At 67.3% G+C, this 25,455-nt stretch carries 20 protein-coding genes and 1 pseudogene; 5 read left to right on the top strand and 16 right to left on the bottom strand.

Features of this window, described 5'->3' with window-relative positions:
• Positions 1-20: 20 nt before the first annotated feature.
• The 10 genes from JLDANKMP_RS02450 to JLDANKMP_RS02405 form a co-directional block, all read right to left on the bottom strand.
• Complete coding sequence (locus tag JLDANKMP_RS02450; RefSeq protein ID WP_005408663.1) at positions 21-1,421, bottom strand: aminotransferase class III-fold pyridoxal phosphate-dependent enzyme; 1,401 nt, start codon at positions 1,419-1,421, stop codon at positions 21-23.
• Positions 1,422-1,484: 63 nt separating this feature from the next.
• Complete coding sequence (locus JLDANKMP_RS02445) at positions 1,485-2,201, bottom strand: MtnX-like HAD-IB family phosphatase (RefSeq protein ID WP_005408664.1); 717 nt, start codon at positions 2,199-2,201, stop codon at positions 1,485-1,487.
• Positions 2,202-2,375: 174 nt separating this feature from the next.
• The gene (locus tag JLDANKMP_RS02440) at positions 2,376-3,578 is read right to left on the bottom strand and encodes a DegT/DnrJ/EryC1/StrS family aminotransferase (RefSeq protein WP_212560434.1); all 1,203 of its coding nucleotides are present in this window, start codon (positions 3,576-3,578) and stop codon (positions 2,376-2,378) included.
• Positions 3,579-3,588: 10 nt separating this feature from the next.
• Positions 3,589-3,987, bottom strand: a complete 399-nt coding sequence (locus JLDANKMP_RS02435) for a DMT family transporter (RefSeq protein ID WP_005408666.1) — start codon at positions 3,985-3,987, stop codon at positions 3,589-3,591.
• Positions 3,984-4,343, bottom strand: coding sequence for an EamA family transporter (locus JLDANKMP_RS02430; RefSeq protein ID WP_012479558.1), 360 nt, complete (start codon positions 4,341-4,343; stop codon positions 3,984-3,986). The genes JLDANKMP_RS02435 and JLDANKMP_RS02430 overlap by 4 nt, the downstream gene beginning before the upstream one ends.
• Before the next feature lies 1 nt (position 4,344).
• A complete protein-coding gene (locus JLDANKMP_RS02425; RefSeq protein ID WP_005412675.1) occupies positions 4,345-5,181 on the bottom strand; it encodes an alpha/beta fold hydrolase in 837 nt (278 codons plus the stop codon).
• Positions 5,182-5,260: 79 nt separating this feature from the next.
• Complete coding sequence (locus JLDANKMP_RS02420) at positions 5,261-6,640, bottom strand: sensor histidine kinase (RefSeq protein ID WP_005412674.1); 1,380 nt, start codon at positions 6,638-6,640, stop codon at positions 5,261-5,263.
• The gene (locus JLDANKMP_RS02415) at positions 6,637-7,320 is read right to left on the bottom strand and encodes a response regulator (protein ID WP_005408670.1); all 684 of its coding nucleotides are present in this window, start codon (positions 7,318-7,320) and stop codon (positions 6,637-6,639) included. The genes JLDANKMP_RS02420 and JLDANKMP_RS02415 overlap by 4 nt, the downstream gene beginning before the upstream one ends.
• Before the next feature lie 131 nt (positions 7,321-7,451).
• Entirely contained in the window at positions 7,452-8,579 is a 1,128-nt protein-coding gene (locus tag JLDANKMP_RS02410; RefSeq protein WP_212560433.1) for a metallophosphoesterase, read from the bottom strand.
• Between the two features lie 73 nt (positions 8,580-8,652).
• The gene (locus JLDANKMP_RS02405; RefSeq protein WP_005408672.1) at positions 8,653-9,102 is read right to left on the bottom strand and encodes a helix-turn-helix domain-containing protein; all 450 of its coding nucleotides are present in this window, start codon (positions 9,100-9,102) and stop codon (positions 8,653-8,655) included.
• A 78-nt stretch (positions 9,103-9,180) separates the two neighbouring features.
• On the opposite strand from JLDANKMP_RS02405, the pseudogene JLDANKMP_RS02400 reads away from it, so the two are divergent.
• Positions 9,181-10,399: pseudogene (locus JLDANKMP_RS02400) on the top strand (MFS transporter).
• A gap of 95 nt (positions 10,400-10,494) precedes the next feature.
• Here the strand turns inward: JLDANKMP_RS02400 and JLDANKMP_RS02395 are convergent.
• On the bottom strand, positions 10,495-11,910 hold the full coding sequence (locus JLDANKMP_RS02395) for a GGDEF domain-containing protein (RefSeq protein WP_212560431.1): 1,416 nt from the start codon (positions 11,908-11,910) through the stop codon (positions 10,495-10,497).
• 287 nt (positions 11,911-12,197) lie between these two features.
• Here JLDANKMP_RS02395 and JLDANKMP_RS02390 point away from each other — a divergent pair, with 287 nt between their 5' ends.
• Complete coding sequence (locus JLDANKMP_RS02390; protein ID WP_212560430.1) at positions 12,198-14,447, top strand: TonB-dependent siderophore receptor; 2,250 nt, start codon at positions 12,198-12,200, stop codon at positions 14,445-14,447.
• A 45-nt stretch (positions 14,448-14,492) separates the two neighbouring features.
• Here JLDANKMP_RS02390 and JLDANKMP_RS02385 read toward each other — a convergent pair whose 3' ends face one another.
• Positions 14,493-15,419, bottom strand: a complete 927-nt coding sequence (locus tag JLDANKMP_RS02385; RefSeq protein ID WP_212560429.1) for a hypothetical protein — start codon at positions 15,417-15,419, stop codon at positions 14,493-14,495.
• Positions 15,420-15,640: 221 nt separating this feature from the next.
• Between JLDANKMP_RS02385 and JLDANKMP_RS02380 the strand changes: the two genes are divergently transcribed.
• Positions 15,641-16,621, top strand: a complete 981-nt coding sequence (locus tag JLDANKMP_RS02380) for a cation diffusion facilitator family transporter (protein ID WP_212560428.1) — start codon at positions 15,641-15,643, stop codon at positions 16,619-16,621.
• 38 nt (positions 16,622-16,659) lie between these two features.
• Here the strand turns inward: JLDANKMP_RS02380 and nfi are convergent, their stop codons facing one another.
• Positions 16,660-17,334 carry a deoxyribonuclease V gene (gene nfi, locus JLDANKMP_RS02375; RefSeq protein WP_212560427.1) on the bottom strand — a complete coding sequence of 225 codons (675 nt, stop codon included), beginning with the start codon at positions 17,332-17,334 and terminating at the stop codon, positions 16,660-16,662.
• A 94-nt stretch (positions 17,335-17,428) separates the two neighbouring features.
• On the opposite strand from nfi, the gene gpmA reads away from it, so the two are divergent.
• Both gpmA and JLDANKMP_RS02365 read left to right on the top strand, forming a co-directional pair.
• On the top strand, positions 17,429-18,178 hold the full coding sequence (gpmA, locus tag JLDANKMP_RS02370; protein ID WP_005408679.1) for a 2,3-diphosphoglycerate-dependent phosphoglycerate mutase: 750 nt from the start codon (positions 17,429-17,431) through the stop codon (positions 18,176-18,178).
• Positions 18,179-18,339: 161 nt separating this feature from the next.
• Positions 18,340-20,433 (top strand): M13 family metallopeptidase, encoded by a 2,094-nt coding sequence (locus JLDANKMP_RS02365; RefSeq protein WP_212560426.1) that lies wholly within the window; start codon positions 18,340-18,342, stop codon positions 20,431-20,433.
• Positions 20,434-20,628: 195 nt separating this feature from the next.
• On the opposite strand, the gene JLDANKMP_RS02360 is transcribed toward JLDANKMP_RS02365, so the two are convergent.
• From JLDANKMP_RS02360 to JLDANKMP_RS02350, 3 genes are all read right to left on the bottom strand, one after another.
• Complete coding sequence (locus JLDANKMP_RS02360) at positions 20,629-21,246, bottom strand: HD domain-containing phosphohydrolase (protein WP_212560425.1); 618 nt, start codon at positions 21,244-21,246, stop codon at positions 20,629-20,631.
• Positions 21,247-21,290: 44 nt separating this feature from the next.
• Positions 21,291-24,755 (bottom strand): transcription-repair coupling factor, encoded by a 3,465-nt coding sequence (gene mfd / locus JLDANKMP_RS02355; RefSeq protein ID WP_212560424.1) that lies wholly within the window; start codon positions 24,753-24,755, stop codon positions 21,291-21,293.
• Positions 24,756-24,904: 149 nt separating this feature from the next.
• Positions 24,905-25,450 (bottom strand): GNAT family N-acetyltransferase, encoded by a 546-nt coding sequence (locus tag JLDANKMP_RS02350; protein ID WP_004150340.1) that lies wholly within the window; start codon positions 25,448-25,450, stop codon positions 24,905-24,907.
• Positions 25,451-25,455 lie beyond the last annotated feature (5 nt).

Here is a 25,455-nt window from a genome sequence, read left to right as displayed (position 1 = left end):
AACCGGCAGCGCATCCAACCTCAGCCCTTGGCCTTGGTCAGTGCCTGGTCGAGCAGGGTGATCGCCAGGTCGATCTCTTCGTAGCTGATGTCCAGCGACGGCGCGAAGGTGATCACGTTCTTGTACCAGCCACCCACGTCGAGCACGAGGCCCATGCGCTTGCCGTCGTGCAGGAGGTCACCGGCCAGGCCGATGTCGACCATGCGGTCCAGCAGTTCCTTGTTCGGGGTGTAGCCGTCGGCCTGGCAGATTTCGGCGCGCAGGGCCAGGCCCAGGCCGTCGACGTCGCCGATTTCCGGGTGGCGCTTCTGCAGGCCACGCAGGCCGTCGAGGAAGTACGCGCCCTTTTCCGGTACGGTGCGCTCGTAGTCCATTTCCTTGCCCAGCTTCAACACTTCCAGGCCCAGGCGGGTGCCCAGCGGGTTGGAGTTGAAGGTGGAGTGGGTGGAACCCGGCGGGAACACGGTCGGGTTGATCAGCTCTTCGCGTGCCCACAGGCCGGACAGCGGGTTCAGGCCGTTGGTCAGCGCCTTGCCGAACACCAGCACGTCCGGGGTCACGCCGAAATGCTCGATCGACCACAGCTTGCCGGTACGCCAGAAGCCCATCTGGATTTCATCGACGACCATCAGGATGCCGTACTTGTCCAGCACGCGCTTGAGGCCGGTGAAGAAGTTGCGCGGCGGGATGACATAGCCGCCGGTGCCCTGGATCGGCTCGACGTAGAACGCAGCGTACTCGGCTTGGCCGACCTTGGGATCCCACACGCCGTTGTATTCGCTTTCGAACAGGCGTTCGAACTGCCATACGCAGTGGTCGGAGTATTCGTCCGGGGTCATGCCCTTCGGGCGACGGAAGGGGTACGGGAACGGGATGAACATCGCGCGCTCGCCGAAGTGGCCGTAGCGGCGGCGGTAGCGGTAGCTGGAGGTGATCGACGAGGCACCCAGGGTACGGCCGTGGTAGCCGCCTTCGAAGGCGAACATCAGGCTCTTGCCGCCGCGCGCGTTGCGCACGATCTTCAGCGAGTCTTCAATGGCCTGCGCGCCGCCGACATTGAAATGCACGCGACCGTCGAGGCCGAACTTCTCGTGCATGTCTACGGCAATGGTCTTGGCCAGCTGCACGCGGGTCGGATGCAGGTACTGGCTGGCGACCTGCGGCAGGGTGTCGATCTGGTCCTTCAGCGCGTCATTCAGGCGCTTGTTGCTGTAGCCGAAGTTGCAGGCCGAGTACCACATCTGCAGATCGAGGTAGGGCACGCCCGCACCGTCGAACATGTAGCTGCCTTCGCCGCGCTGGAAGATCTTCGGCGGGTCGACGTAGTGGACGGTATCGCCGAAGGAGCTGTAGCGGGCTTCGTCGGCCAGCAGCTGCGCGTCGGAGGCAGCGGCGTCGGCGTTCTTGTCAAAAATGTTCATGCAGTTCGGTTCCGTGAAGGACGTTCGAAAGGGGCGACGGGGGAGCGTGCCTGGAGGGAGTGCTCAGGCGGTGGCCAGCAGCGGGGGCAGTGCGGCGGGCTGCGGGCGGGCGTCGATGCGACGTGGCTGCAGCAGGCTGCCATCGAGCAGGCGCGGCAACAGTGCGACTGCATCGTGGAAGGTGTCGATGGCGGCATGCTCGATGCCGGCATTCGTGCAATGGGTAATCAGGCGGCGCTTGGCGAACACGAAGTCGGCGTCTTCGGACACGCAGAAATCCGAGCTGCCGTCACCGATCATCAGCACGCGCGGTGCTTCGTTGGCGCGCGCCTGCGCGGCGCAGGTGCACTTGCAGGTGCCACTGCGGCAGCCTTCGGCCTGGTAGGGCGACTCCAGTTCCCAATGGTCTTCGCACCAGCGCAGGTGGTTGGCCACCACCGGCAGCTGCGACAGGCCGTGGTTGGCCAGGATGCGGTGGATCGCATAGTCCAGGCCGTCACTGACGATGCGCAGCGGCAGGCCCAGCTGTTCGGCACGGCTGACAAAGGCGGCGAAGCCCGGATCGATCTGTACCTGGTCCAGATGGGCGTCGAGCGTGGCCGGGTCCAGCTTCAGCAGCCGCACCTGGCCCTGCATGCATTCACGCGAGCCGATCTTTCCCGCTTTCCACTGGTCTTCCAGTTCCTGCCAGCCCGGCTGGCCGTACTTTTCCAGCAGCGAGTCGATGACATCTTCGAGGCTGATGGTGCCGTCGAAGTCACACAGGATGCTCCAGTGCATGGGCAGGTCCGTCGATGAAAGAAACGCCCGGCCCGATGCCGGGGCAGGCTCAATGTAGGCAGGCCGCCTTTCTCGTTCCTTTCCTGTTGAAAGGCTCTTCTGACAGGCTGGGAAAACGTTCAGGAAGGTGCTCGGATGAATGCGCGGAGGGCAGGCCACGCGTGCACGTTCGGGTCAGGCGCGGGCCAGGACCTGCAGTATTTCGGCAGTCTCTTCGCGGGTCTGCCAGGCGCTGTTGCCAAGGGTCAGCATGCGTGCGGCGAAGTCGCGTGCATTCGGCATGTCGTCCTGCGGCACGATGCCGCGCAGGTACGCGTAGCCGGGCAGGGCATGGATGAACATGCGGCTGGCGCCGAGACCGCGTGGCCACAGGTCCTTCAGCACGGCATCGCGGGCGCGCTGGCTGGGCAGCAGCAGCATCAGCAGTGGCCAGGTGCCACCGCTGCCGGCGAGGCCGTCGACCACCTCAACGGCTGGCAGCTGTGCCAGCTGCACGCGCAGCTGCAACGCACGCAGGCGACCGGCCTGCAGGAACGCCGGCAAGCGCCGCGCGGCATGCGCGCCGATGTTCTGCCGCCAGTGGCTGACCCGGTGCTGCGATATATCAAGCGGGAAAATGTCACCGACCGCTTCTTCCAGATCGTCGCGTTGAAGCGCACTGCGCAATGGATTGCCATACACCAGCGACAGCAGCGAAGGGCGATAGCAGGCAGCAAGGCCGATCAACTGCACGCTGCGCAGCAGCTCCCAGCGCAGGCTGGAGCGAACGTGCTGGACGGCATGTTCGGCCAGCCCAGCACGCAGTTCGTCGTCACGGCTGACCAGCAGGCCGCCTTCATGCAGGCTCAGGCCCTTGCCAGCAGCCAGGCTGAAGAATCCGATATCGCCACGCAGGCCGACACTGCTGTTGCCGACCCGTGCGCCGAGTGCCTGTGCGGCGTCCTCGATCACCCAGGCGCCGGCGTTGCGGGCGACTTCGCAGGCCAGTTCGACATCGGCGATGCGCCCGCCCAGGTGGGTCGGCAGGATCGCCAGCGTGCGCGCATCGGCCAGACGCCTGAGCTGGCCGGGATCAAAGTCGAAGTGGCCACGACGGGTATCGCACAGTTGCACGCGCAGGCCCAGGCTGTGCACCGCGATCGGCACCAGCGGGCAGGTATAGGCCGGCATGATCACGGTGTCGCGCCTTGGCGCGCGCTTGCGCAGCGTACGCAGCGCGATCAGCAGTGCGTGCGTGCCGGAACAGGTCAGCTGCAGTGGCGGTGTGCCGAGCTGGCTGGCCAGGACTTCGCGCAGGTCGCCACCACCGGGCAGGAAATCGCTGGCCTGAATCGGCAGGCCAGCGGTAGGTGGCAGTTCGCGCGCGAACAGGCTCATCGCAGCCCGCTCACGACGCGCTTTCGGCGGGACTGTGCGGGTCGTCCGCTTCAGCGCGGCCGAGGCAGACGATGCCGGCCACGATCAGTACCGCACCGAGCAGATGGTGCAGGGTCAGTGGCTCGTTCAACAGCCACGCCGACAGCAGCAGCACGCTGATCACTTCCAGGTGCGAGGCCGCGAACGCCGGGCCGATCGGCGCATGGCGCAGCAGGCTCATCCAGGTGAAGAACGCACCCACGTAGCCGAGGATGGCGCCATACACCCACGGCTGCGACAGCACGCGCAGCAGCCAGGCGGTGTTGGCCTCGACCGGCAGCGCGGCGTCACCGGCGTACTTGAAGCACAGCTGGGCCAGCGTGTCGAAGGCCATCAGCAGCGGGAAACCGATCACATACAGGCGCCTCATGAGCCGGCCCCCACCACCGCCACGCCCGCCGTGACCAGCAGCATGCCGGTCACCCGCAGCGGCGTGAGCTTCTCGCGGAACAGGAAACGACCGGCGATCATCAACGCAACGATGTTGATCGAGCCCAGCAGCACGCCCTTGGACAGCGGCACCAGCGACAGGAACGCAATCCAGGCCACGAACTCGAGCACGTAGCAGGCGATGCCGATCCACAGCCAAGGGCGGCTGAGCATGTGTTTCCAGCGTTGCAGTCCTTCGCCTTCCTGCGGATCGCTGGCGGCGGCCTTGAAGGCGAGCTGGCCACCGGTATCGAGTACCACATTGGCCAGCCACAGCAGGGTGGCGAGTGCCCCCATCTCAGGCCACCGCCTTGAGCACGCCCGTGCGTTCACCGATCTCGGTGAAAAAACGCGCGCTGCGACGGATCACATCGCGGCGTTCGCGATCGATGGTGATCATGTGGTAGCTGTCTTCCAGCACCACCAGTTCCTTCGGGCCGCTGACCCGCGACATCACCAGCTCGGCGTTGCCCATGCTGGCCACATCGTCTTCGCGGGCGTGCATCACCAGGCACGGTGCGGTGACCTGATGCAGGTGGCGGCGGGTCCAGTTGCTCAGCGCACGCATCTCGGCCAGCGCATGCCAGGGATTGCCCGGCAGGCCGGCGGCGGCGCTGTCGCCGGACAGCATGGCCGCGCTGACCTGCGCGCGCAGGCGCTCGTCGCGCAGGCCGTACGGCGGTTCTTCCATGAACATGCGGTCGCGGCCGATGTTGAAGCGCTTGAACCACGGCAGGAGGAACGAGAAGCGGGCCACGGCGGGAATGTTCCAGCCGTCGTAACGGAAAGTGGCGCCGTACACGCCCACGCCGGACACCCACTCGGGGCGGCGCGCAGCCAGCGCCAGTGACAGTACCGCGCCCATAGACAGGCCACCCACGAACAGCTGGTCGACCTTGCCGCGCAGGGCGGCCGCCGCATCTTCCACGCCCTGGTACCACTGTTCCCAGGTGGTCGCCAGCAGGTCATCCACGGTGCCGCAATGGCCGGGCAGCTGCACGCCGTGGACGGTGAAGCCGGCATTGTTCAGCCCCTTGCCCAGCATGCGCATTTCCGCCGGGGTGCCGGTCAGGCCATGGACCAGCAGCACGCCCTGGGGGCCACCGGGGAGGAAGAAGTCGTGCGATTCGGTCACCTGGCGGCTCCGGGACGGCAGTGGGGATGGCAGGATCGCAAGCGCGATTTTCACCAGCCTTTCAGCGCGCCGGGCCGGGTCAGGGGGCCTTCAGCAGCGGCAGCGTGATGGCGACCTTGAGCCCCCCGCCCGGGCGGTTGAGGAAGCTCAGGCGGCCGCCGAAGTGCTCTACCGCCTCGTGCGCGATGGCCAGGCCGAGGCCGGTGCCGCTGGCAGCGGTGCCCGGCGCCCGGAAGAAGCGCTCGCCCAGCCGTGGCATCACGTCGTCGGGCACGCCGGGGCCGTTGTCTTCCACATAGAGTTCGACATCATTGTCGTCCAGCGCGTGCACGCCCACCGTGACGGTGGCATTGCGGCCGGCATAACGCAGGGCGTTGTCGATCAGGTTGTCCAGGGCCTCCTGCAGCATGGCGCCGTTGCCGAGCACACGCAGCGGATGGGGGCTGCCGCGGTAGCCGAGGTCGATGCCATCGCGGATCGCCTCCGGCACGCGCATGCCAACCCACTGCGGCACCAGCTCGCACAGGTCCAGTGCTTCCACGGTATCGGGCACGGTCTGCGCCCGGCTCAGCGCCAGCAGCTGGGTGCTGACCCGGGCAGTGCGCTGGTTGAGCCGGCGGATGTGCTGCAGCGCCTCGCGCACCGTATCGGGGTCACCGTGTGCCAGCGCCTGGTCCACGTGCAGGGCCATGCCCGCCAGCGGCGAACGCAGCTGGTGCGCGGCATCGGCGATGAAGCGGTTCTGCAGGGTGATCATTTCCGCCTGGCGGGCAAACAGATCGTCGATGGTGCTGATCAGTGGCTGGATCTCCTCCGGTACGTCGGCATCGGAAATCGGTGCCAGTTCGCCACGGCGCTGCGCCAGGCGGGTCCTGAGCGGCGTGAGGATGCGCAGGCCGTAGGTCACGCCGAACCAGACCAGTGCTGCGGTGCCCAGCGCCAGCATGGTCATCAGCGGGATGATGATCATCAGGATCTCGCGCGCGCGCTGTCGGCGGTCGGCCATGCTCTCGGCCACGGTCACCGCCAGCTGGTCCTGCGGATCGTTCATCGCCTGCGTGCAGACCGTGGCCATACGCACCTGCTGGCCATTGAGGTTGCCGTCGTACAGCGCCGGATGCACGCCGGTGCAGTCCTGCGAAGGGGCATACGGGCTGAAGTCGGCATTGCCGCTGAGCGTACCCATGCGGCTGCTGTCGACGTTGAAGTAGCGATGGCCGTCGGGGTCGTACTCGATCAGGAAGCGCGCCTGCGGCGACAGGTCGCTGGTCACCGGCATGGTGCTCAGCATCTGCGCGAACGAATGCGTGTCGTCGATCAGGTTGCGGTCGTGGATGCGGTTGGAATAGTCCAGCGCAACGTAGTAGGCCAGGATCGTGTTGAAGGTGAGCAGACCCAGCATCGGCAGCGCCAGGAAGGCGAGCAGGCGCCGGCGCAGGCTGGGCGGTCCACTGATCACGGGGTGCTGTCGTCCTGCGCGTCTTCCAGCATGTAGCCCAGCCCGCGCACGGTGCGGATGCCCATGCCGCCGGGCTGCAGCTTGCGGCGCAGGCGGTGCAGGGCGATGTCCAGGCCGTTGTCGGTCAGGTCCTGGCCCCAGTCGCACAGCGCTTCCACCAACTGCGCGCGTGACACGATGCGCTCGGCGCGCACTGCCAGTGCCGACAGCAGGCCGAACTCGCGTGCGGTCAGTTCCAGCGACTGGTCGTCGATCCACACCCGATGCCCGGCCAGGTCGATGCGAAGGCGGCCGATGCGCAGGTCCGGGTTGCCATTGCTGGTGACCCGGCGCAGCTGGGCCCGCACGCGCGCTTCGAACTCGTCCAGCGCGAACGGCTTGACCAGGTAGTCATCGGCACCCAGGTCGAGCACACGCACGCGCTCGGCCAGGCCGTCACGGGCGGTCACCACCAGCACTGCGAGGCCATCACCGCGCTGGCGCAGGCGCTGCAGCACGTCGCGGCCATCCAGCTGCGGCAGCCCCAGGTCCAGTACCAGCAGCGCGTACTGCGTCGAGCCCAGTGCAGCATCGGCGTGCGCACCGTTGTCGACGTGGTCGACCACGTGCCCCTGCCGGCGCAGCGAGGCGCACAGGCCAGAGGCGATATCCGGGTCGTCTTCAGCAATCAGAACGCGCATGCGCGGGGCTCCTGTAACGGTCAGGCCCACCGGATGGACGGGGTGGGCCTCTCGGCTGCCGAGGGTAGCCGCAAACCGGCTGCAGGTGGAGCGCGCCGGCACCTCCCGGCACCGTCGCGCTGTCCCTCCATTCAGTCCTGCAGGCCCGGCTCACCCAGCGCCAGCGGCACCCGCGAACCATCCAGCAGGCCACGGCTGAGCTTGCCATCCTCGATGAACAGCAGTTCGCCGTTCTCGCCGTTCTTGATGCTGCTGTCGATGGCGATCACGCGGTCGCCGTGGAAGCTGCTGACGTGCGGCATCGAGGTATGGCCAACCACGATGCGCTTGAGCTGCAGGCGGTCGAGCACAGCCTGCACACCCGCGGTGTCGAGGCGGCCATCGAAATAGCCGCGGTACCAGATCGGGCTGGTCTTGCCGTCATACAGCGGTGCGGTGGCCGGGTCGGCCTTCACTTCGGCCTTGGGCAGGCCCAGCGAGGCCTGGTAGGCCGCGTTGGTGCGTGCCGGGTCCAGCGCCAGCTGCACCGCCTCGGGCGAGATGCCGCCGTGCAGGAACAGGGTGTCGCCGATCTTCAGCAGCACCGGGCGGGTGCGCAGCCACTGCCCGATCACCGAATCGGCACCGTACAGCTGCGGGTAGCTGCGGCCGAGCAGCTGGGCGCTGCGCAGGTACTTCGGGTTGACGTAGCGCAGGTCGTCGTACAGCACCATGGTTTCGTGGTTGCCGAGCACGAAGTGCACTGCGCCACCGGCGGCGGCCGCCTGCTGCTGCAGGCCGTACAGCAGCCAGAAGGCTTCGGTCACCTGCGGGCCGCGGTCGAATACATCGCCGGCGATGACCAGGGTGTCCTTGCCCAGCGCCCAGCGGTCCTGTGCGTCGATGACCTGGTGGGCGCGCAGCAGGCGCACCAGCAGCCCGTACTGGCCGTGGATGTCGGACAGCGCCACGATGCGCGGCACGGCCGGCAGCACGGAGACCGACGGAGCATTCGGGGCGGCCACGTGCACGCTGTGTTCGTAGCCGCAACGCGGGGCGATGTCGGTGCCTGCGGCCTGCGTGGCAAGTGTGTGCGACTCGACCTTGTCGTCGCAGATCCATCTGGCCTGCAGCTGGTTGCCCTGGCGGAACACATAGGGTCCATCGGCCTGTACGTGGTCGGCGGGCGCGGCAACCTCACGGGCCTGCGTGCCTGCTGTGGCGCAGGCCAGCAGCGGTAACAGCAGGGCGGTCAGCAGGGAAGGGCGACAGCGCGACATCGGCGGCATCCAGCGGCGGAAAGATCCGATGCTAACCGGCGCGGGCGTCCGTCGGTGTGCGCGAATGGGCGGATCAGGTGTCGCGCCCGTCGTCCTTGAGCTTGCGCACGCGGGTGGCAGTGGGCTGAAGCGGCTGGCCATCGCGCCCGCGCGGCTGCATGTAGGGCAGCGGCCGCCGCGTCGCCAATTCGATCAGCTGCGAATGGGCTTCGCCTGCACCGAAGCGATGGCGCTCCCCCCACTGGCGCAGTGCGACCAGCAGCGGGAACAGTTCCAGGCCTGCGGCGGTGAGCACGTACTCCTGGTAGGCCGATCCATCGGAGGCTGGCTGCAGCTGCAGGATGCCGGCCTCGACCAGCCGGCGCAGGCGGTCGCTGAGGATGTTGCGCGCCGCGCCGAGGCTGCGCTGGAAATCACCGAAGCGGGTGATGCCGTCGAACGCGTCGCGGATCACCAGCAATGCCCAGCGGTCACCGAGCAGGTCGGCACTGCGGGCTACAGGGCAGGGGCTGTCGGCGTGCATGCTGGGTATCTCCGAATGTGGTTGCAGTTTAAAACCAATGGCGATAGCCTGCATCTGGTTTCAAATTGCAACCATATGATGAGTGCCACATCGCTTCCCCGCCCGCTGCTGGTCCTGCTTGCGGCTGCCGCCGGCGCCAGCGTCGCCAACGTCTACTACGCGCAGCCGCTGCTGGATCAGCTTGCACGCGCCTTTGCGCTGGACCGGGCCGTGGCCGGCGCAGTGCTGGCTGCCACCCAGGCCGGCAGCGTGCTGGCGTTGCTTGGCCTGCTGCCGCTGGCGGACCGCGGCGACCGGCGACGCCTGCTGCGGCTGCAGTTGATCGCGCTGGTGCTGGCCCTGTTGTGGCTGGCGGCGTCACGCACGGCGAGCTGGCTGTTGTCGGGCATGCTGCTGGCAGGCTTGCTGGGCACCGCGCTGACCCAGGGCCTGATTGCCTATACCGCCATGCTGGCACCGCCCGAGCAGCGCGGTCGCGTGGTTGGTGTGGTGCAGGGCGGCGTGTTCATCGGCCTGCTGCTGGCGCGCGTGGTGTCCGGTACGGTGGCGGCGGCCTTTGGCTGGCAGAGGGTCTACCTGCTGTCAGCGGTGGTGATGGCGGCGTTGGCGGCGCTGCTGTGGCGGCGCCTGCCCGCAGTACCGGTGCCGTCGGTCCCTCCACGCTGGCGCGAGCTGCTGGGCTCGATGCTGGGCATGCTGCGCCGCGATCGAACGCTGCGCGAGCGCGGGCCGCTGGCATTGCTGCTGTTTGCCGGCCTCAATGTGTTCTGGGCGGCGGCACCCTTGCCGCTGTCGGCACCGCCGCTGCACTGGTCGACCGCAGCCATCGGCGCGCTCGGCCTGGCCGGCGTGGTCGGTGCGCTGATGGCGGCGCGGGTCGGACACTGGATGGACCGTGGTTTCGCGCATCGGGTCAGCCTCGGCGGGCTGTTGTTGATGCTGGTCGCGTGGTGGCCGCTGCTGGGCCTGCCGCATTCGCTGTCCCTGCTGTTGCTGGGTGTGGTCGTGCTCGACCTGGGCGGCCAGGCACTCCATGTCTCGAACCAGGCATCGTTGCTGCGTGCACCGGCAGAACAGCATGGGCGCCTGGTGGCGTTGTACATGCTGTTCTATGCGGTGGGCAGCGGTGCGGGAGCGGCGGCGGGGCCCTGGACGCAGGTGCGGCATGGCTGGCCCGCTGTGTGCCTGCTGGGGGCTGGCATCGCGTTGCTGGCGCTGCTGTGGTGGGCAGCGTGGCGGGTGGGGGCGGTGAAAGCAGCGGCTGGGCGCGCGAACCGGTAGAGTCGACTGTCGGTAGAGTCGACTGTCAGTCGACTGCTCTTCGCCCCGCGTGCGAAAAATCCCGCGCTGCGCGCGATAGTCGACCAGCGGTCGACTCTACCTGTCCTGCCGTCATCGCTGCAGTGCACGCCGCCCCGGGGCTTCCTGCAGGTCCGCGCTGGCGACCACCACGCGGTTGCGGCCGCTGCGCTTGGCCTCGTACATCGCGGCGTCGGCACGTGCCATCAACCGCTCGTAGTCCGGATGACCATCGTGACCGGCCACGCCGATGCTGGCGGTCAGCTCCAGCACCTGGCCGTTGGCCAATGCCACCGGCGACTGCGCGATCTGCCGGCGCAGGCTCTCGGCGATCACCGCGGCCTGTGATTCGCTGGCCGCGACCAGCACCACCACGAACTCCTCGCCGCCATAGCGGAACAGGTAATCACTGCCGCGGGTCAGCTGGCCGAGCAGGCCGGCGACGTGCTGCAACGCGCGGTCGCCGGCATCGTGGCCGTGGCCGTCGTTGATTGCCTTGAAATGATCCAGGTCGAGCAGCAGCAGCGAGAACGGCGTGCGGTTGCGTGTGGCCAGCTCGATTTCCCGGCGCAGCACGGTGGGCAGGAAGCGGCGGTTGAGCAGGTTGGTCAGCGCGTCGCTGCCGGCATCCAGTTCGCCGATGCGCTCGAACAGCAGCGTCATCAGGGTGCGGATGGCGGCCAGGTCCTCGCGGATGGCCGGCAGCACCGCCAGTCGCTGTGCCGGAACATCGTTGCTTGCCCGCTGCAGGTTGCTGTCGATGCGGGCCATCAACTGGCCGACCTGCTGGGTCTCGCTGCTCTCGCCGAAGCTGGGGATGCCCTTGTGGGTGAACCACAGGCCGAACTCGGAAGTGGCCAGGCTGGCGCTGTCGCTGGCCTGCACGTGGCCAGCGAGCGCGTAGAGCAGGGCGTTCTCCCAGTCCAGCAGCAGCGCGCGCTGGCGCTCGCGTTCGGTGCCGACGTTCTGCACCAGCGAGAACAGCCGGTACGCAGCATCGGCACGGGTGGAGCGCTCGCGTGCATGGGTGTAGGCCAGGGTCATGCCTTCCATGGCGATGTCCATGATCGCGCTGAGGCAGTCGATGGCGGCGAACGCAGTGGCACTGTCGGGCGCGTCGTCGCGCAGGCGCACGAACAGTTCGTGCTTGAGCACGCGCGCGCCGCGGGTGACCAGGTCGACCGGAATGCCGACCCGGGCATGCACATCGCCGATCACCCGTTGCGAGGCGACGGTGGCGGCAATGCCGTCGGTATCGGTGGTCAGCAGCTGCGCCAGCCAGCGCTGCATGGCCGGCTGCAGGCGCTGCTTGACCTGGTCATGGGACAGGAAGCGACGTGCACGCGCGTCCTGCAGCAGTACTTCGTAGAAGCGTTGGGCCAGCGCCGGCGGGGCATCGGCGGCGGCGGCATGCAGCAGCGCGGTGGCGGCAGTGCCGGCCTGTTGCAGGCAGTGCTGCCAGGCCTCGGCCAGCGGCTGGCTGGCATCGTCCAGTTGGGGTGGTTCCACGTCGATCTCTGACTGCGTACGGCAAACCACGGGTATCGGCCGCGGCGGCATACGGTTGATGGCGGGGTAGCCGGCCAGTTTACGCGCGGTGCAGGCTTGCACGGTGCGCAAAGCACATCGACGCCGCTGCGGCAATGAGTGAACGCATTTGAGAATCACTCGCATTGATGGGAGAATGCGCGCACGGAGCGGGCTGCAGGTGCCTGCAGGACGGCTCCGCCTCCCCCCTCGTCGTTGCCTCAAGCCCTTTGCCAGAGGCCCCGCAGCCCTGCCAGAAGGTCCTGATCATGTCTCCTGCCGTTGTCCATTCGCCGCGCCCGCTGGCGCTTGCCGTTGCCGCCCTGCTGGCGGGCAGCGCCCTGACCGCCCAGGCCGAAACCGACGCCACCGATATCGACACGGTGCACGTCACCGCCTCGCAGATCGCGCGCCAGGCACTGGGTACCTCGACCATCACCGCCGAGGATATCGCCCGGCGCCCGCCAGCCAACGACATCGCCGAGCTGTTGCGGACCATGCCGGGCGTCAACCTGACCGGCAACAGCGCCTCGGGCCAGTACGGCAACAACCGCCAGATCGACCTGCGTGGCATGGGCCCGGAAAACACCCTGATCCTGGTCGATGGCAAGCGCATCGGCGCACGCGATGCCGTGCGCATGGGACGCAGCGGCGAGCGCAATACCCGCGGTGACACCAACTGGGTGCCGGCGGAAATGATCGAGCGCATCGAAGTGCTGCGCGGCCCGGCGGCGGCACGCTATGGCTCCGGTGCCTCCGGCGGCGTGGTCAACATCATCACCAAGCGCCCGACCGGCGACCTGACCGGTGCGGTGGACCTGTATGGGCTGGTGCCCGAACACAGCGCCGAAGGTGGCAGCGAACGCGTCGGCCTGCAGCTGAGTGGGCCGATGACCGACACCCTGTCGTTCCGCCTGTACGGCAATCTCAACAAGACCGACGCGGACTCGCTGGAGCTCAACCGCCAGTACGCTACCAACCCCAACGCGGTGCCACCGGCCGGCCGCGAGGGCGTCAAGAACCGCGATGTCAACGCGCTGCTGCGCTGGGACGTGACCGCCAACCAGGTGGTGGAGTTCGAAGCCGGCACCAGCCGCCAGGGCAACATCTACGCTGGCGACCGCGCGGTCAGCACCACCGGTACATCGACCGGCGTTGACCTGGCGGCACTGGCCGAGGGCGAAGCGGAGACCAACCGCATGTACCGCAACACCGGCGCGATCACCCATCGTGGCCGCTGGGGCGATGTGACCTCGCGGGTGACGGCCGCGGTGGAGGCGGTCAACAACTCGCGCATCAACGAAGGCCTGGCCGGTGGCCCGGAGGGCAGCTTCAACGGCACCGACTGGTCGACCTCGCGCCTGCGCAACTACCAGCTGGATGGCGAAGTGAGTTTCCCGACCACGCTGGGCGGCGCCGAGAACATCTGGACGCTTGGCTTTGAATACCTGGACAGCCGCCTGACCGACCCGTACTCGATGAGCCAGTCCAGCAGCAGCGGCGGCGGCATCCCGGAGCTGTCGGCCGATCGTGCGCGGGGCAAGGCCGATGCGCAGACCACCGCCGTGTTCGTCGAAGACAACATCTACCTGGGTGAGCGCTGGATCGTTACCCCGGGCCTGCGCTTCGACCACCACAGCCAGTTCGGCAACAACACCAGCCCCAGCCTCAACGCGCAGTTCCGCATCAACGGCGACTGGGTGGTGAAGGGCGGCATCGCCCGGGCGTTCAAGGCGCCGAACCTGTACCAGTCGAATCCGGACTATCTGTATTACACCCGTGGCAATGGCTGCCCGAATGCATTGCCGAGCCTGGGCGCCGGCTGCTACATGCGCGGCAATGCGGACCTGAAGGCGGAAACCAGCCTGAACAAGGAACTCGGCATCGAGTGGGCACCGCAGAGCGGCTGGCAGGCCTCGTTGACGTACTTCCATAACGACTACAAGGACAAGATCCAGGCCGGCTACACCCAGATCGGCCTGACTGCCGACACCAGGGGCCGCATCTTCCGCTGGGAGAACGCGCCGAAGGCGATCGTGCAGGGACTGGAAGGCAACCTGGTGATCCCGCTGCTGGGCGAGCAGGGCAACCGCCTGAAGTGGAGCAACAACTTCACCTACATGGTGCAGAACGAGAACAAGCGCACCGGCCAGCCGCTGTCGGTGATTCCGAAGTACACCGTCAACACGATGCTGGACTGGCAGGCCACCGACAAGCTGTCGCTGCTGCTGACCGGCACGTTCTACGGCAAGCAGAAGCCGGCCACCACCAACATCAACAATGATCCGCGCTGCACCGGCACCTGCGACCCATCGATCGCACTGCAGGATCGCGCTGCGTACAACATCTGGGGCGTGAGCGCGCGCTACAGGGTGACCGAGACGGTCAGCTTCGGCTTCGGCGTGAACAACCTGGCCGACAAGCGCCTGTTCCGCGAGGCCAACAGCAGCGATGCCGGCGCGGCGACCTACAACGAGCCGGGCCGCGCGTACTGGGCCAGCCTGCGCTTCGGGTTCTGACCCGATGAGGCCTGCGCCGGGGCGTTCCCCGGCGCAGCCTGAAGGCTACTTCACCTGCCGGCAATCGCGCAGGTGGACGCCACCGGTGTCCATCTTGTCGACCACGCCTTCCAATTTCACCCAGTCGTTCTCGCGCAGGGTGGCGCCCAGCGCCATCTGATCCGGCGCGAGCGCACAGTGCACAGTGAAGTTGGCGTTGTTGTCGTCGTTCGACTGGCGCCCGCCGATGCCACCGATGCCCTTCATCTTGGTGACCAGATAGCCCACCTCGAAGGTCTTGGCAAAGCGGTTGGGCTGGGCGGTGTAGACCTGGCCATCGATGATGAAACGACGGCCGAAATACTTGACGAGCAACGGCTGGTACATCGCATCGGTATCCGGCGGGGTGCTGGTGCCGGAGAACAGCGCCCTGAGCGGTGCGGTGTTGATTTCCCGCTGCAGCCGCTTGGCGTCCTTGCCCATTTCGGCGGACATGCCGACCGCAGTGGCCTGGATCGGCTTGTCGAAACCGCTGGAGACACGCATGGCTTCCGCGATCGCCTCGCCTTCGGGGCCGGTCTTGAGCTTGTCCAGCCAGCCACACAGCGCGCTGCGTGCGTCCTCTTCCTTGGCGGTCTGCCCGCGTGACAGCTTGGTGCCGACCACCACGTTGCCGCCATTGGAGGCGGTGATGATGCTGACCAGCGGCATCTTGGTGTCGGTCTGCAGCACGTACATCTGGCCTTCGGTCTCGGTGATGACATCTCCGCTGACGAAGTTGTTGCCCTCATCAAGCGCTGCCTTGCGCAGCTGGCCCAGGGCGCTGCGGGGCTTCAGGCCGGGGAGGGTGACTTCGGAGGTGAAGAACTGGCCATTGCGGGGATCGCCTACCGCCTGGAAATTCTGCTGGCAGGTCTTGGCCGAGGCGCTTGCGGCCGTGCCCAGCGCGCAGGCCACGGCGACGGCGACCCAGGGGGTCTTGGTAGTCCACATGTTCCGGATTCCTTGTGCTTGGGTGTCCATTGCGGGCAGCAACGCCGAAGCGATCCGGCTGCCCGTTCCCCATCCAGAGGGGATGCGGTCATCATAGTGTGGCCCGGCACGGGCGCAAGCTGCGGCGAGCCGCGACGTGCAGTCTGCAATGTTATAAACACCGTGATAGTTTCCCCACGGCCGCCGGCGTAGCCTGCCTCCATCGCAAAGGAGCTGTTGCCATGGGCCACGACCACGATCACCTGCCATCCGAGATCCGCCACGAGAAACCCTTGTGGTGGGCGCTCGGCCTGACCTCCACCTTCCTCGTCGTCGAAGTGGTGGGCGCGTTCTGGACCAACAGCCTGGCGCTGTTGTCCGACGCGGCACACATGGCCACCGACGCGCTGGCCCTGATGATCGCGCTGGTCGCGGTGCGGCTGAGCCGGCGCCCGCCGGATGCGCGTCGCACCTACGGCTATGCGCGCCTGGAAGCGCTGGGCGCAATGATCAACGGCGCGATGCTGTTCGTGGTTGCCGGCTACATCCTGTGGGAAGCCGTCGGGCGCTTCAGCAAGCCGCAGGAGATCGCCTCCACCGGCATGCTGGTGATCGCCTCGGCCGGCCTGGTCATCAACCTGATCTCGATGCGCCTGCTGCAGGCCGGCAGCGGCGAGAGCCTCAACGTGAAGGGCGCCTACCTGGAAGTATGGGCGGACATGCTCGGCTCGGTGGCGGTGATTGCGGGTGCGGTGCTGATCCAGTTCACCGGCTGGAAGCCGATCGATCCGATCCTGGCGGTGCTGATCGGCCTGTGGGTGTTGCCGCGCACCTGGGTGTTGATGCGCGAAGCGATCAACGTGCTGCTGGAAGGCGTGCCCAAGGGCATGGACGTGGCCAAGGTGCGCGACAGCCTGTCCAGCCATGCCGCAGTGCTGGACGTGCATGACCTGCACGTGTGGGCGCTGGCCTCCAGCACGCCGGCGCTGACCGCGCATGTCGTGATGCGCGACGGCACCGAAGCCGATGCGCTGCGCCGTGAGCTGAGCGGGCGCCTGCACGATGACTTCGGCATCGAGCACGTGACGCTGCAGCTTGAAGCGGACCACTGCGGCGAAGCCTGTGGTGAGCCGGCGCCGGTGAAGGGCGGCGAGCACGAGGCCCATGAACGCCATGACCACGGCGAGGACGCGCAGGGCCATCGCGGTCACGTGCATCGCTGATCGAAGATGACGCGCGTGCCGGGAGATGCCCGGCGCAGCTATTCGTCCCGACGTGAAGCCAGCCGATCCGCCAGCCGGGTCGGCTCCGGCAGCCGGTAACCGCGCAGGGTGCGCTGCACCCAGTCCAGCGCGGTATCGGCACTGACCCGATGGCCACCGGCCACGAACAGCGGCTTGCAGCGCAGCTTGCTGCGCAGCACCCAACCCAATTGCTCATCGCCATCGAGCAGCGGCGTATGCGCGCCGGCCTCGGCGCCCGGTTCGACGAACCGGCCCACCAGTTTCGACTTGGCCACGCCGATGCTCGGCAGGTCGGTGACCACGCCCAGATGCGCGGCCACGCCCAGTCTGCGCGGATGGCTGATGCCGTGGCCATCGACGAACACCAGTTCCGGCGTGCGTGGCAGCAGCGCCAGTGCGGCCAGCAGAGCTGGCAACTCCCGGAAGCTGAGCAGGCCGGGGATGTACGGCATCACCGTGGGAATGCGCGCTATTTCCTGCGCCACGGGCTGCAATGTCTTCGCATCCAGCAGGACCGCTGCGGCGCGGGTGGTGGCACCGTTGTCCTCAAAGCCCACATCCAGCCCGACCAGCCAGCGCACGTTGCGTGGCAGGCGGTTCTGGCGTTCCACGCGGCCGGCCAGTTGCAGCTGTTGCGCGCGGGCGGCGGTGACGCTGCCTTCCCAGCGCCCGGGGTCGATCACCGTATTCATTGGCTGCAGCATCGCATGCGCGGCGCCACGGCACGGTGAGCGGCCGCCGGGGCTACAATGGCGGCCTGCCTTTCCTCGCGTTGGAGACCCTGCAGTGACCCGTAAACTCGTACTGTTGCGCCATGGCCAGAGCCAGTGGAACCTGGACAACCGCTTCACCGGCTGGGTCGATGTCGACCTGACCGAGCAGGGACGCCGGGAAGCGGCCGCCGCCGGTCGCCTGATGCGCGAGGAAGGCCTGCAGTTCGACGTCGCCCACACCTCCGTGCTCAAGCGTGCCATCCACACCCTGCAGGGTGCGCTGGCCGAGCTGGAGCAGGACTGGCTGCCGGTGAACAAGTCCTGGCGCCTCAACGAGCGGCACTACGGCGGCCTGCAGGGGCTGGACAAGGCCGAGACCGCGGCCAAGCACGGCGAAGAGCAGGTCAAGGTCTGGCGTCGTTCGTACGACATCCCGCCGCCGCCGATGGAACTGGAAGATCCGGGCCACCCGATCCATGACCGCCGCTACGCCGGCCTGGACCGCAACGCGCTGCCGGGCACCGAGTCGCTGGCCACCACCCTGGACCGCGTGCTGCCGTACTGGCACGACGCCATTGCGCCGCAGCTGAAGGACGGCAAGACCGTGCTGGTCACCGCCCACGGCAACTCGCTGCGCGCGCTGTACAAGTACCTCAACAACGTCTCGCGCGAGGAAATCCTCGAGCTGAACATCCCGACCGGCATCCCGCTGCTGTTCGAACTGAACGATGACCTGACCGTGCAGTCGTTCCGCTACCTGGGCGACCCGGAAGCGGCGCGCAAGGCTGCTGAAGCCGTGGCCAACCAGGGCAAGGCGAAATAAGTAGATACCCACCGTTGGTGGGTATTCTTCTGCTGGGTGTGTGCGGACCAACGGTCCGCACACACCCGCTTGCGACCACGGGCGTTCCCCCTGTGACCTTTGGCCGGTCCCTGTGGAGGGCCTCCCCGGCTACCCTGTGAAATTACCCGCAGGAGAGCCTCATGAACGTCCGCAACCTGGTCCCGCTGGGCCTGACCATCGCCATCGCTGCCTCGCTGGCGGCCTGTGGCAAGAACGAAACCGCACCGGCGGCCGGTGCCGACGCCAAACCGGCCTTCGACCTGTCGCAGGTCAAGACGCCGCTGATCTCGCTCAACAGCGCCGACCTCGATCCGGCCATCTCGGCCTGTACCGACCTCAATGGCTTCGTCAACAGCAAGTGGCTGAAGGCCAACCCGGTGCCGGGTGACCAGACCACCTGGGGCAGCTTCGAGATCCTGCGCGAGCGCTCGCTGGAAGTGCAGCACGCGCTGGTGCAGCAGGCCGCCGCCAGCCAGGCCAAGGCCGGCTCGGTGGAAGCCAAGATCGGTGACATCTGGAAGACCGGCAACGACGAGGCCAAGATCGAAGCCGCCGGCCTCGCGCCGCTGCAGCCGCAGCTGGACAAGATCACCGCGCTGAACGATACCGCCGCCATCACCCAGTACCTGCGCGACAGCCAGGCCGAGGGCAAGGGCGTGCTGTTCTCGCTGTTTGCCAATGCTGATTACAAGGATTCGGCCAACGTCATCGCCTACGTCGGCCAGGGCGGCCTGGGCCTGCCGGAGAAGGGCTACTACTTCGACGATGCGCAGGCCAAGATCCGCGACGCCTACATGGCCTACATCGCGCAGGTGCTGACTCTGTCCGGCGTGGACGCCGCGCAGGCCGCCGAGCAGGCCAAGGCCGTGATGGCCTTTGAAACCCGCCTGGCCAAGGCCTCGATGTCGCGCATCGAAATGCGTGACCCGGCCAAGCGCTACAACCCGCTCAGCGCCGCAGACGCCGACAAGCTGACCCCGAACTTCAGCTGGACCGCGCTGTTCGACACCCTGAAAGTGCCGGCCGCGCAGAAGTTCTCGCTGGCCCAGCCGGGCTTCTTCGGTGAAATGGACAAGATGCTGGCCGATGTGCCGGCCAGCACCTGGCAGGCCTACCTGCGCTTCCACACCATCGACGACGCCTCGCCGTACCTGAGCAGCCAGTTCGAGAAGGCCAACTTCGAGTTCTATGGCAAGACCCTGCGCGGCCAGCAGGAAATGCAGCCGCGCTGGAAGCGCGTGCTGGAGTCGGTCAACGGTGGCATGGGTGAAGCCCTTGGCCAGCTGTACGTCGACGCCGTGTTCCCGGCCGAGTCGAAGGTGGCCATGCAGCACCTGGTGGAGAACCTGTCGCAGGCATTGAAGGCGCGTCTGGAGCAGCTGCCGTGGATGGGCGAGGAAACGAAGAAGAAGGCACTGGAAAAGTGGGCCAGCTTCACCCCGAAGATCGGCTACCCGGACAAGTGGCGTGACTGGGCGGGCCTGCAGACCAACGGCGACAGCTACCTCGGCAACATGCAGGCAGCGCGTGCGTTCAACTACCGCTACATGCTGGACAAGATCGGCAAGCCGGTGGACAAGACCGAGTGGGGCATGACCCCGCAGACGGTCAACGCCTACTACAACGCCACCAAGAACGAGATCGTGTTCCCGGCGGCGATCCTGCAGGCGCCGTTCTTCGACGCCAAGGCCGATCCGGCGCTGAACTACGGCGGCATCGGTGCGGTCATCGGCCACGAAATGATGCACGGCTACGACGACTCGGGCAGCCAGTTCGCCGCCAACGGCAATTTCGACAACTGGTGGACCGACGCCGACCGCAAGGCCTTCACCGAGCGTACCGACCAGCTGGTTGCACAGTTCGATGGCTACGAGTCGGTGCCGGGCGTGTTCGTGAAGGGCAAGCTGACCCTGGGCGAGAACATCGGCGACCTGGGTGGCCTGACCGTGGCCTACGACGCACTGCAGATGGCGCTGAAGGAAGACCCGAAGGCGAATGTGGAAGTGGATGGCCACAGCCAGGACCAGCGCTTCTTCATGAACTGGGCCACCGTGTGGCGCCGCAACTTCACCGACGGTGAGCTGCGCGTACGCCTGAACACCGACCCGCATGCGCCGGCCAACTTCCGAGCCAACGGTGCACCGTCGAACATGCCGTCCTTCGCTGCGGCGTTCCAGTGCAAGGCCGGCGACGCGATGGTGCGTGCCAACGACAAGCGCGTGGTGATCTGGTAACCGATCACCCGTGATGCGTGATGCGAAAGGCCCGGCGAACGCCGGGCCTTTTGTTTGCCGGCACGATGACACCGGATCGGTAGAGTCGACTGTCAGTCGACTATCGCGCGCAGCGCGGGAATTTCGCGATCTGGTCGAAGAGCAGTCGACTGACAGTCGACTCTACCGGCGGGTCGTTTCGCGTGCGGGAAGATCTCAGGCCAGCTCAGGTTCCTGCGCCAGCAGGCGATGGAAGCGTTGCAGAACGTAAGGATCGATCAGGCCACCGGATTGCTCGTCGATGATGCGCAGTGCCGTCTCGTGTTCCATCGCGGCACGGTAGGGACGCACGCTGGTCATCGCGTCATAGGCATCCGCAACGGTGACGATGCGTGAGCCCAACGGAATGCTCTCGCCGCGCAGCCCATCGGGATAGCCACTGCCATCGAACGCCTCGTGATGGGCGCGGATCAGCCGCGCAACCGGTGCCGCGTCGCTGCGGCCGGTGGCCAGGAAGATGTGTTCACCGCGCACCGGATGCTCGCGCATGATCGCGCGCTCCTCATCCGTATGCCGGCGCGGGGCCAGCAGCACCTCATCGGGAATGCCGATCTTGCCGATGTCATGGAAGCGTGCGGCCAGGCCGATCTGCGCACTGGCCTCGTCATCCAGATCGCAGTGCGTGGCCAGGCGCTGCGCGAGCAGGCCAACGCGGTCGCAATGGTGGCGGGTGTAAGCGTCGCGCATCTGCAGCGACATCGAGAGGGCATCGATCAGGCAGGCCTGTGCATGCAGCAGGTCGGGGGCGGGTGCGGCGTCAGGAAACATGGTCATCCGCCCGCACCGGGTGGGGACCGGTGCGGGGTGTTCGGGGGCGATCAACCCGGGGCGAGGGTGGTCAGAAGGGCGCGGGCCGCGTTGAAGCGGTCCTCCGGCAACGGCAGCGGATGCTTGATGCGAAGCTTGTCGGGCCCTTCCATGGCATAGAAGTTTGGCTGTTTCTGGATCAGCTGGATCACCGCCATCGGATCGATGTTCGGCTTGGACTCGAACACGATGCGGCCACCGTTCTCACCCAGGTCCAGCTTGCGGATGCCCAGCGCGTTGGCTTTCAGCTTCAGCTCGGCGATGGCGAACAGGTGCTTGGCCGCATCCGGCAGCAGGCCGAAGCGATCGATCATCTCCACCTGCAGTTCGCGCAGCGCATCGCTGTCGCGCGCGCTGGAAATACGCTTGTACAGGGTCAGGCGGGTATGCACGTCCGGCAGGTAGTCTTCCGGGATCAGTGCCGGCACATGCAGCTCGACCTCGGCACCACGCACTTCCTCGCCGGCATCCAGGTCGGGCAGCTTGCCCTGCTTGATGCTGCGTACCGCGCGCTCCAGAAGCTCGGTGTACAGGCTGAAGCCGACCTCGGCCATCTGCCCGCTCTGGTCCTCGCCGAGCAGTTCGCCGGCACCGCGGATCTCCAGATCGTGCGTGGCCAGGGTGAAGCCGGCGCCCAGTTCGTCCATCGAGGCGATCGCTTCCAGGCGCTTCTCAGCGTCGGGGGTGATCGCACGGCGGTCGGGCGTGATCAGGTAGGCGTAGGCACGGTGGTGCGAACGGCCCACGCGCCCACGCAGCTGGTGCAGCTGGGCCAGGCCGAAGCGGTCGGCGCGGTTGATGATGATGGTGTTGGCATTGGGGATGTCGATGCCCGATTCGATGATCGTGGTCGACAGCAGCACGTTGAAGCGCTGCTTCTGGAAGTCCAGCATCACCTTTTCCAGCTCGCGCTCGGGCATCTGCCCGTGGGCGATACCGATGCGCGCTTCCGGCACCAGCTCGGACAGCTCGCGCTGCATGCGGCCGATGCTTTCCACGTCGTTGTGCAGGAAGTACAGCTGGCCACCGCGTGCCAGCTCGCGCTGGAAGGCTTCGCGCAGCAGCGCGTTGTCCCACTGGGTGATGAAGGTCTGCACCGCCAGCCGGTTCGGCGGCGGCGTGGCGATGATCGACAGGTCGCGCAGGCCGGCCATGGCCATGTTCAAGGTGCGCGGGATCGGCGTGGCGGTCAGGGTCAGCAGGTGCACGTTGGCGCGCAGCGCCTTCAGGGCTTCCTTCTGGCGCACGCCGAAACGCTGCTCTTCGTCGACGATGACCATGCCCAGGTCCTTGAACTTCACGTCGGGCTGCAGCAGGCGATGGGTGCCGACGATGACGTCGATGGTGCCGGCAGCGACCTTTTCCAGCTCGGCCTTGATCTCCTTGGTGCTCTTGAAGCGCGACAGCACCTCGACCTTCAGCGGGTAATCGGCGAAGCGGTCGCGGAAGTTGCGGTAATGCTGTTCGGCCAGCAGCGTGGTCGGCACCAGCACGGCCACCTGCTTGCCGGCACTGGCGGCGGCGAATGCCGCACGCACCGCCACCTCGGTCTTGCCGAAGCCGACGTCGCCGCAGACCACACGGTCCATCGGCTGGCTGCTGGCGAGGTCGCGCAGGGTGGCGTCGATGGCGGCCAGCTGATCGGGGGTTTCCTCGAACGGGAATCCGGCTGCGAACGGCTCGTACATCGCACGGTCCACCTGCAGTGCCAGGCCGGCACGCGCCTGGCGACGGGCCTGGATCTCCAGCAGTTCGGCAGCGACGTCGCGCACCTTTTCGGCAGCCTTGCGCTTGGCCTTGCTCCACTGCTCGCCACCGAGCGAATGCAGCGGCGCGGTTTCCGCTGAAGCGCCGGAGTAGCGGCTGATCAGGTGCAGCTGGGCGACCGGCACATACAGGCGGTCGCCCTTGGCGTATTCGATTTCGAGGAACTCGCCGGGCATGCCGCCGACGTCCATTGCGATCAGGCCACGGTAGCGGCCGACGCCATGGTCCTCGTGCACGATCGGTGCACCCTCGGTCAGTTCGCCGAGGTCGCGGATGATCGCTTCCGGCTCGCGGCCGGCACGGCGCGTGCGGCGGGTGCTGCCGGCGCGCTCGGGGAACAGCTGGCGCTCGGTCAGCACCGCGATGCGCGGATCGTCCAGTGCGAAGCCATCTTCCAGCGGTGCCACCGCGATCGCGAAGCGCGCATCCTCGGCGAGGAAGCTGGGCAGGTCGGCCACCACCGGCGGCTTCAGCTCGGCGGCCTGCAGCACTTCCAGCAGGGCCTCGCGACGCCCGGGCGAATCGGCGGCGATCAGTACCCGGCCCGGATAGTGGCCGAGGAAGGATTTCAGCGCGTCGCCAGCGGGGGCCTCGCGCGCGGCCACCGGCAGCGGCGGCAGCGGCTGGTCACCCAGCGCATGGGCATCGGCGATGCGCGCGTGGTCAGCCGACCACACCTCGATGCGCGGGGCATCGTTCAGGCGCTCGCGCAGCAGCTCCGGCGACAGGTACAACGCCGAAGGCGGCAGCAGCGGGCGCTCCACATCATGGCGGCGCTGCTCATAGCGGTCCGCGGTCTGCGCCCAGAACGCGACGGACGCTTCATACGCACCGGTACAGACCACCGGCAGGCTGCCGTCGGGCAGGTAGTCGAACAGGGTTGCGGTGCGTTCGAAGAACAGCGGCAGGTAGTACTCGACGCCGGCCGGGGCCAGCCCGGACTTCAGATCCTGGTACAGCGAACTGCGCCGGGTATCCACATCGAAACGCTCGCGCAGCGTGGCCAGCACGCGTGCGATGCTGGCCTCGTCCATCGGCACTTCGCGGCCGGGCAGCATGTGCACCGCCTCGACCTTGTCCAGCGAACGCTGGCTTTCCGGATCGAAGGCACGGATCGAGTCGATGTCCTCGTCCAGTAGTTCTACCCGCAGCGGCTCGTCGGCGCCCATCGGGAACACGTCGAGCAGGCCGCCGCGCACCGCGAAGTCACCCGGGTCCATCACCTGCGGCACGTTGCGGTAGCCGGCGCTTTCCAGGCGACGCTTCTCGGCTTCCAGGTCCAGGCGCTGGCCGACTTTCAGGTCGAAGCTGCCACCGATCACATAGCTGCGCGGGGCCAGCTGCTGCAGCAGGGTCTGCACCGGCACGATCACCAGGCCGCGCTTCAGCGCCGGCAGGCGGTGCAGGGCGGACAGGCGCTGCGAGATGATGTCCGGATGCGGGCTGAAGCGGTCGTACGGCAGGGTTTCCCAGTCCGGGAAGGCGACCACCGGCAGGGCCGGGTCACCGCCAAGCAGGGTCTGCAGGTCGGCTTCGAGCTGGTTGGCACCGTGGTTGTCACGGGCGATCACCAGCAGCGGGGCGTCATGCGCACGCGCGGCCTGGGCCAGGTACCAGGCCAGGGCGGTCGGCGAGGCGGGGGCGCGCCACCAGGCGCGGAGCTGGCCGGCGCGCGGCAGCGGCGGGGCGGGGTATGAGGTACGCGACATGGACCCCGGATTTTAGCAGAACCCCGATCGAAGCCCGGTGGGTCGTGCCGGCCGTTTGCCGACGGCCTCACGTGCCGTTGGGGGAACACAATGCCGGCCAGCGGCCGGCACTACCGGGAGGCATGGCCGGGCAGGGCCCGGCGCATCCGTCAGTTGTCCAGCTCCAGCACCATCCGCACCAGGCCTTCGGCACCGGTCGGGTGCGGCACCGGCTTGAAGCCCAGCGAGGCGGCCAGCTGCTTCATCGGCTCGTTCTCGGCGGCAACGTCGCCGTACAGGCGGTCGAGGTACTTGCCGCGGCCCCACTTCACCAGCTTGCGCATCAGCTGCCGGCCCAGGCCCTGGCCAATGAGGAAGCGGCTGATCAGGATCGCGTACTCGGCTTCACGGGTACCAGGGATGATCGAGGCCCGGGCGACCGCGCCGACCACCGCTTCGCCAGCGGGCAGGGATTCGGCTGCGACCAGGGTGATCTCGGTCTTGGGATTGGGGTGGGTCAGGCGCTGGGTGGTTTCCGGCGACAGCTCGGTCACCGCCTGCAGGAAACGATCACGGATTTCTTCCGGCCCGAACAGGCTGAACGCCGCTTGCAGCGGTGCGCCATCTTCCGGGCGGATGGGGCGGATCAGCAGCTCGTGGCCGCTGGGAGCCTTGAAGATCTCATGCCAGGGCGGCATGCGGTTGCGAGTGGCCATACCGG

It is taken from the genome of Stenotrophomonas sp. PE591 (assembly GCF_018320795.1).
GTDB classification, from domain to species: domain Bacteria; phylum Pseudomonadota; class Gammaproteobacteria; order Xanthomonadales; family Xanthomonadaceae; genus Stenotrophomonas; species Stenotrophomonas maltophilia.
Note: the sequence above shows the minus strand (reverse complement) of the source record. Positions and strands in the feature narration are given on the sequence as shown.

Coding starts and splice junctions, on each gene's coding strand:
- JLDANKMP_RS02450 (WP_005408663.1), bottom strand. CDS start 1,421: ATGAACATTTTTGACAAGAACGCCGACGCCGCTGCCTCCGACGCGCAG.
- JLDANKMP_RS02445 (WP_005408664.1), bottom strand. CDS start 2,201: ATGCACTGGAGCATCCTGTGTGACTTCGACGGCACCATCAGCCTCGAA.
- JLDANKMP_RS02440 (WP_212560434.1), bottom strand. CDS start 3,578: ATGAGCCTGTTCGCGCGCGAACTGCCACCTACCGCTGGCCTGCCGATT.
- JLDANKMP_RS02435 (WP_005408666.1), bottom strand. CDS start 3,987: ATGAGGCGCCTGTATGTGATCGGTTTCCCGCTGCTGATGGCCTTCGAC.
- JLDANKMP_RS02430 (WP_012479558.1), bottom strand. CDS start 4,343: ATGGGGGCACTCGCCACCCTGCTGTGGCTGGCCAATGTGGTACTCGAT.
- JLDANKMP_RS02415 (WP_005408670.1), bottom strand. CDS start 7,320: ATGCGCGTTCTGATTGCTGAAGACGACCCGGATATCGCCTCTGGCCTG.
- JLDANKMP_RS02410 (WP_212560433.1), bottom strand. CDS start 8,579: ATGTCGCGCTGTCGCCCTTCCCTGCTGACCGCCCTGCTGTTACCGCTG.
- JLDANKMP_RS02405 (WP_005408672.1), bottom strand. CDS start 9,102: ATGCACGCCGACAGCCCCTGCCCTGTAGCCCGCAGTGCCGACCTGCTC.
- JLDANKMP_RS02390 (WP_212560430.1), top strand. CDS start 12,198: ATGTCTCCTGCCGTTGTCCATTCGCCGCGCCCGCTGGCGCTTGCCGTT.
- JLDANKMP_RS02385 (WP_212560429.1), bottom strand. CDS start 15,419: ATGTGGACTACCAAGACCCCCTGGGTCGCCGTCGCCGTGGCCTGCGCG.
- JLDANKMP_RS02380 (WP_212560428.1), top strand. CDS start 15,641: ATGGGCCACGACCACGATCACCTGCCATCCGAGATCCGCCACGAGAAA.
- nfi (WP_212560427.1), bottom strand. CDS start 17,334: ATGAATACGGTGATCGACCCCGGGCGCTGGGAAGGCAGCGTCACCGCC.
- JLDANKMP_RS02365 (WP_212560426.1), top strand. CDS start 18,340: ATGAACGTCCGCAACCTGGTCCCGCTGGGCCTGACCATCGCCATCGCT.
- JLDANKMP_RS02360 (WP_212560425.1), bottom strand. CDS start 21,246: ATGACCATGTTTCCTGACGCCGCACCCGCCCCCGACCTGCTGCATGCA.
- mfd (WP_212560424.1), bottom strand. CDS start 24,755: ATGTCGCGTACCTCATACCCCGCCCCGCCGCTGCCGCGCGCCGGCCAG.
- JLDANKMP_RS02350 (WP_004150340.1), bottom strand. CDS start 25,450: ATGGCCACTCGCAACCGCATGCCGCCCTGGCATGAGATCTTCAAGGCT.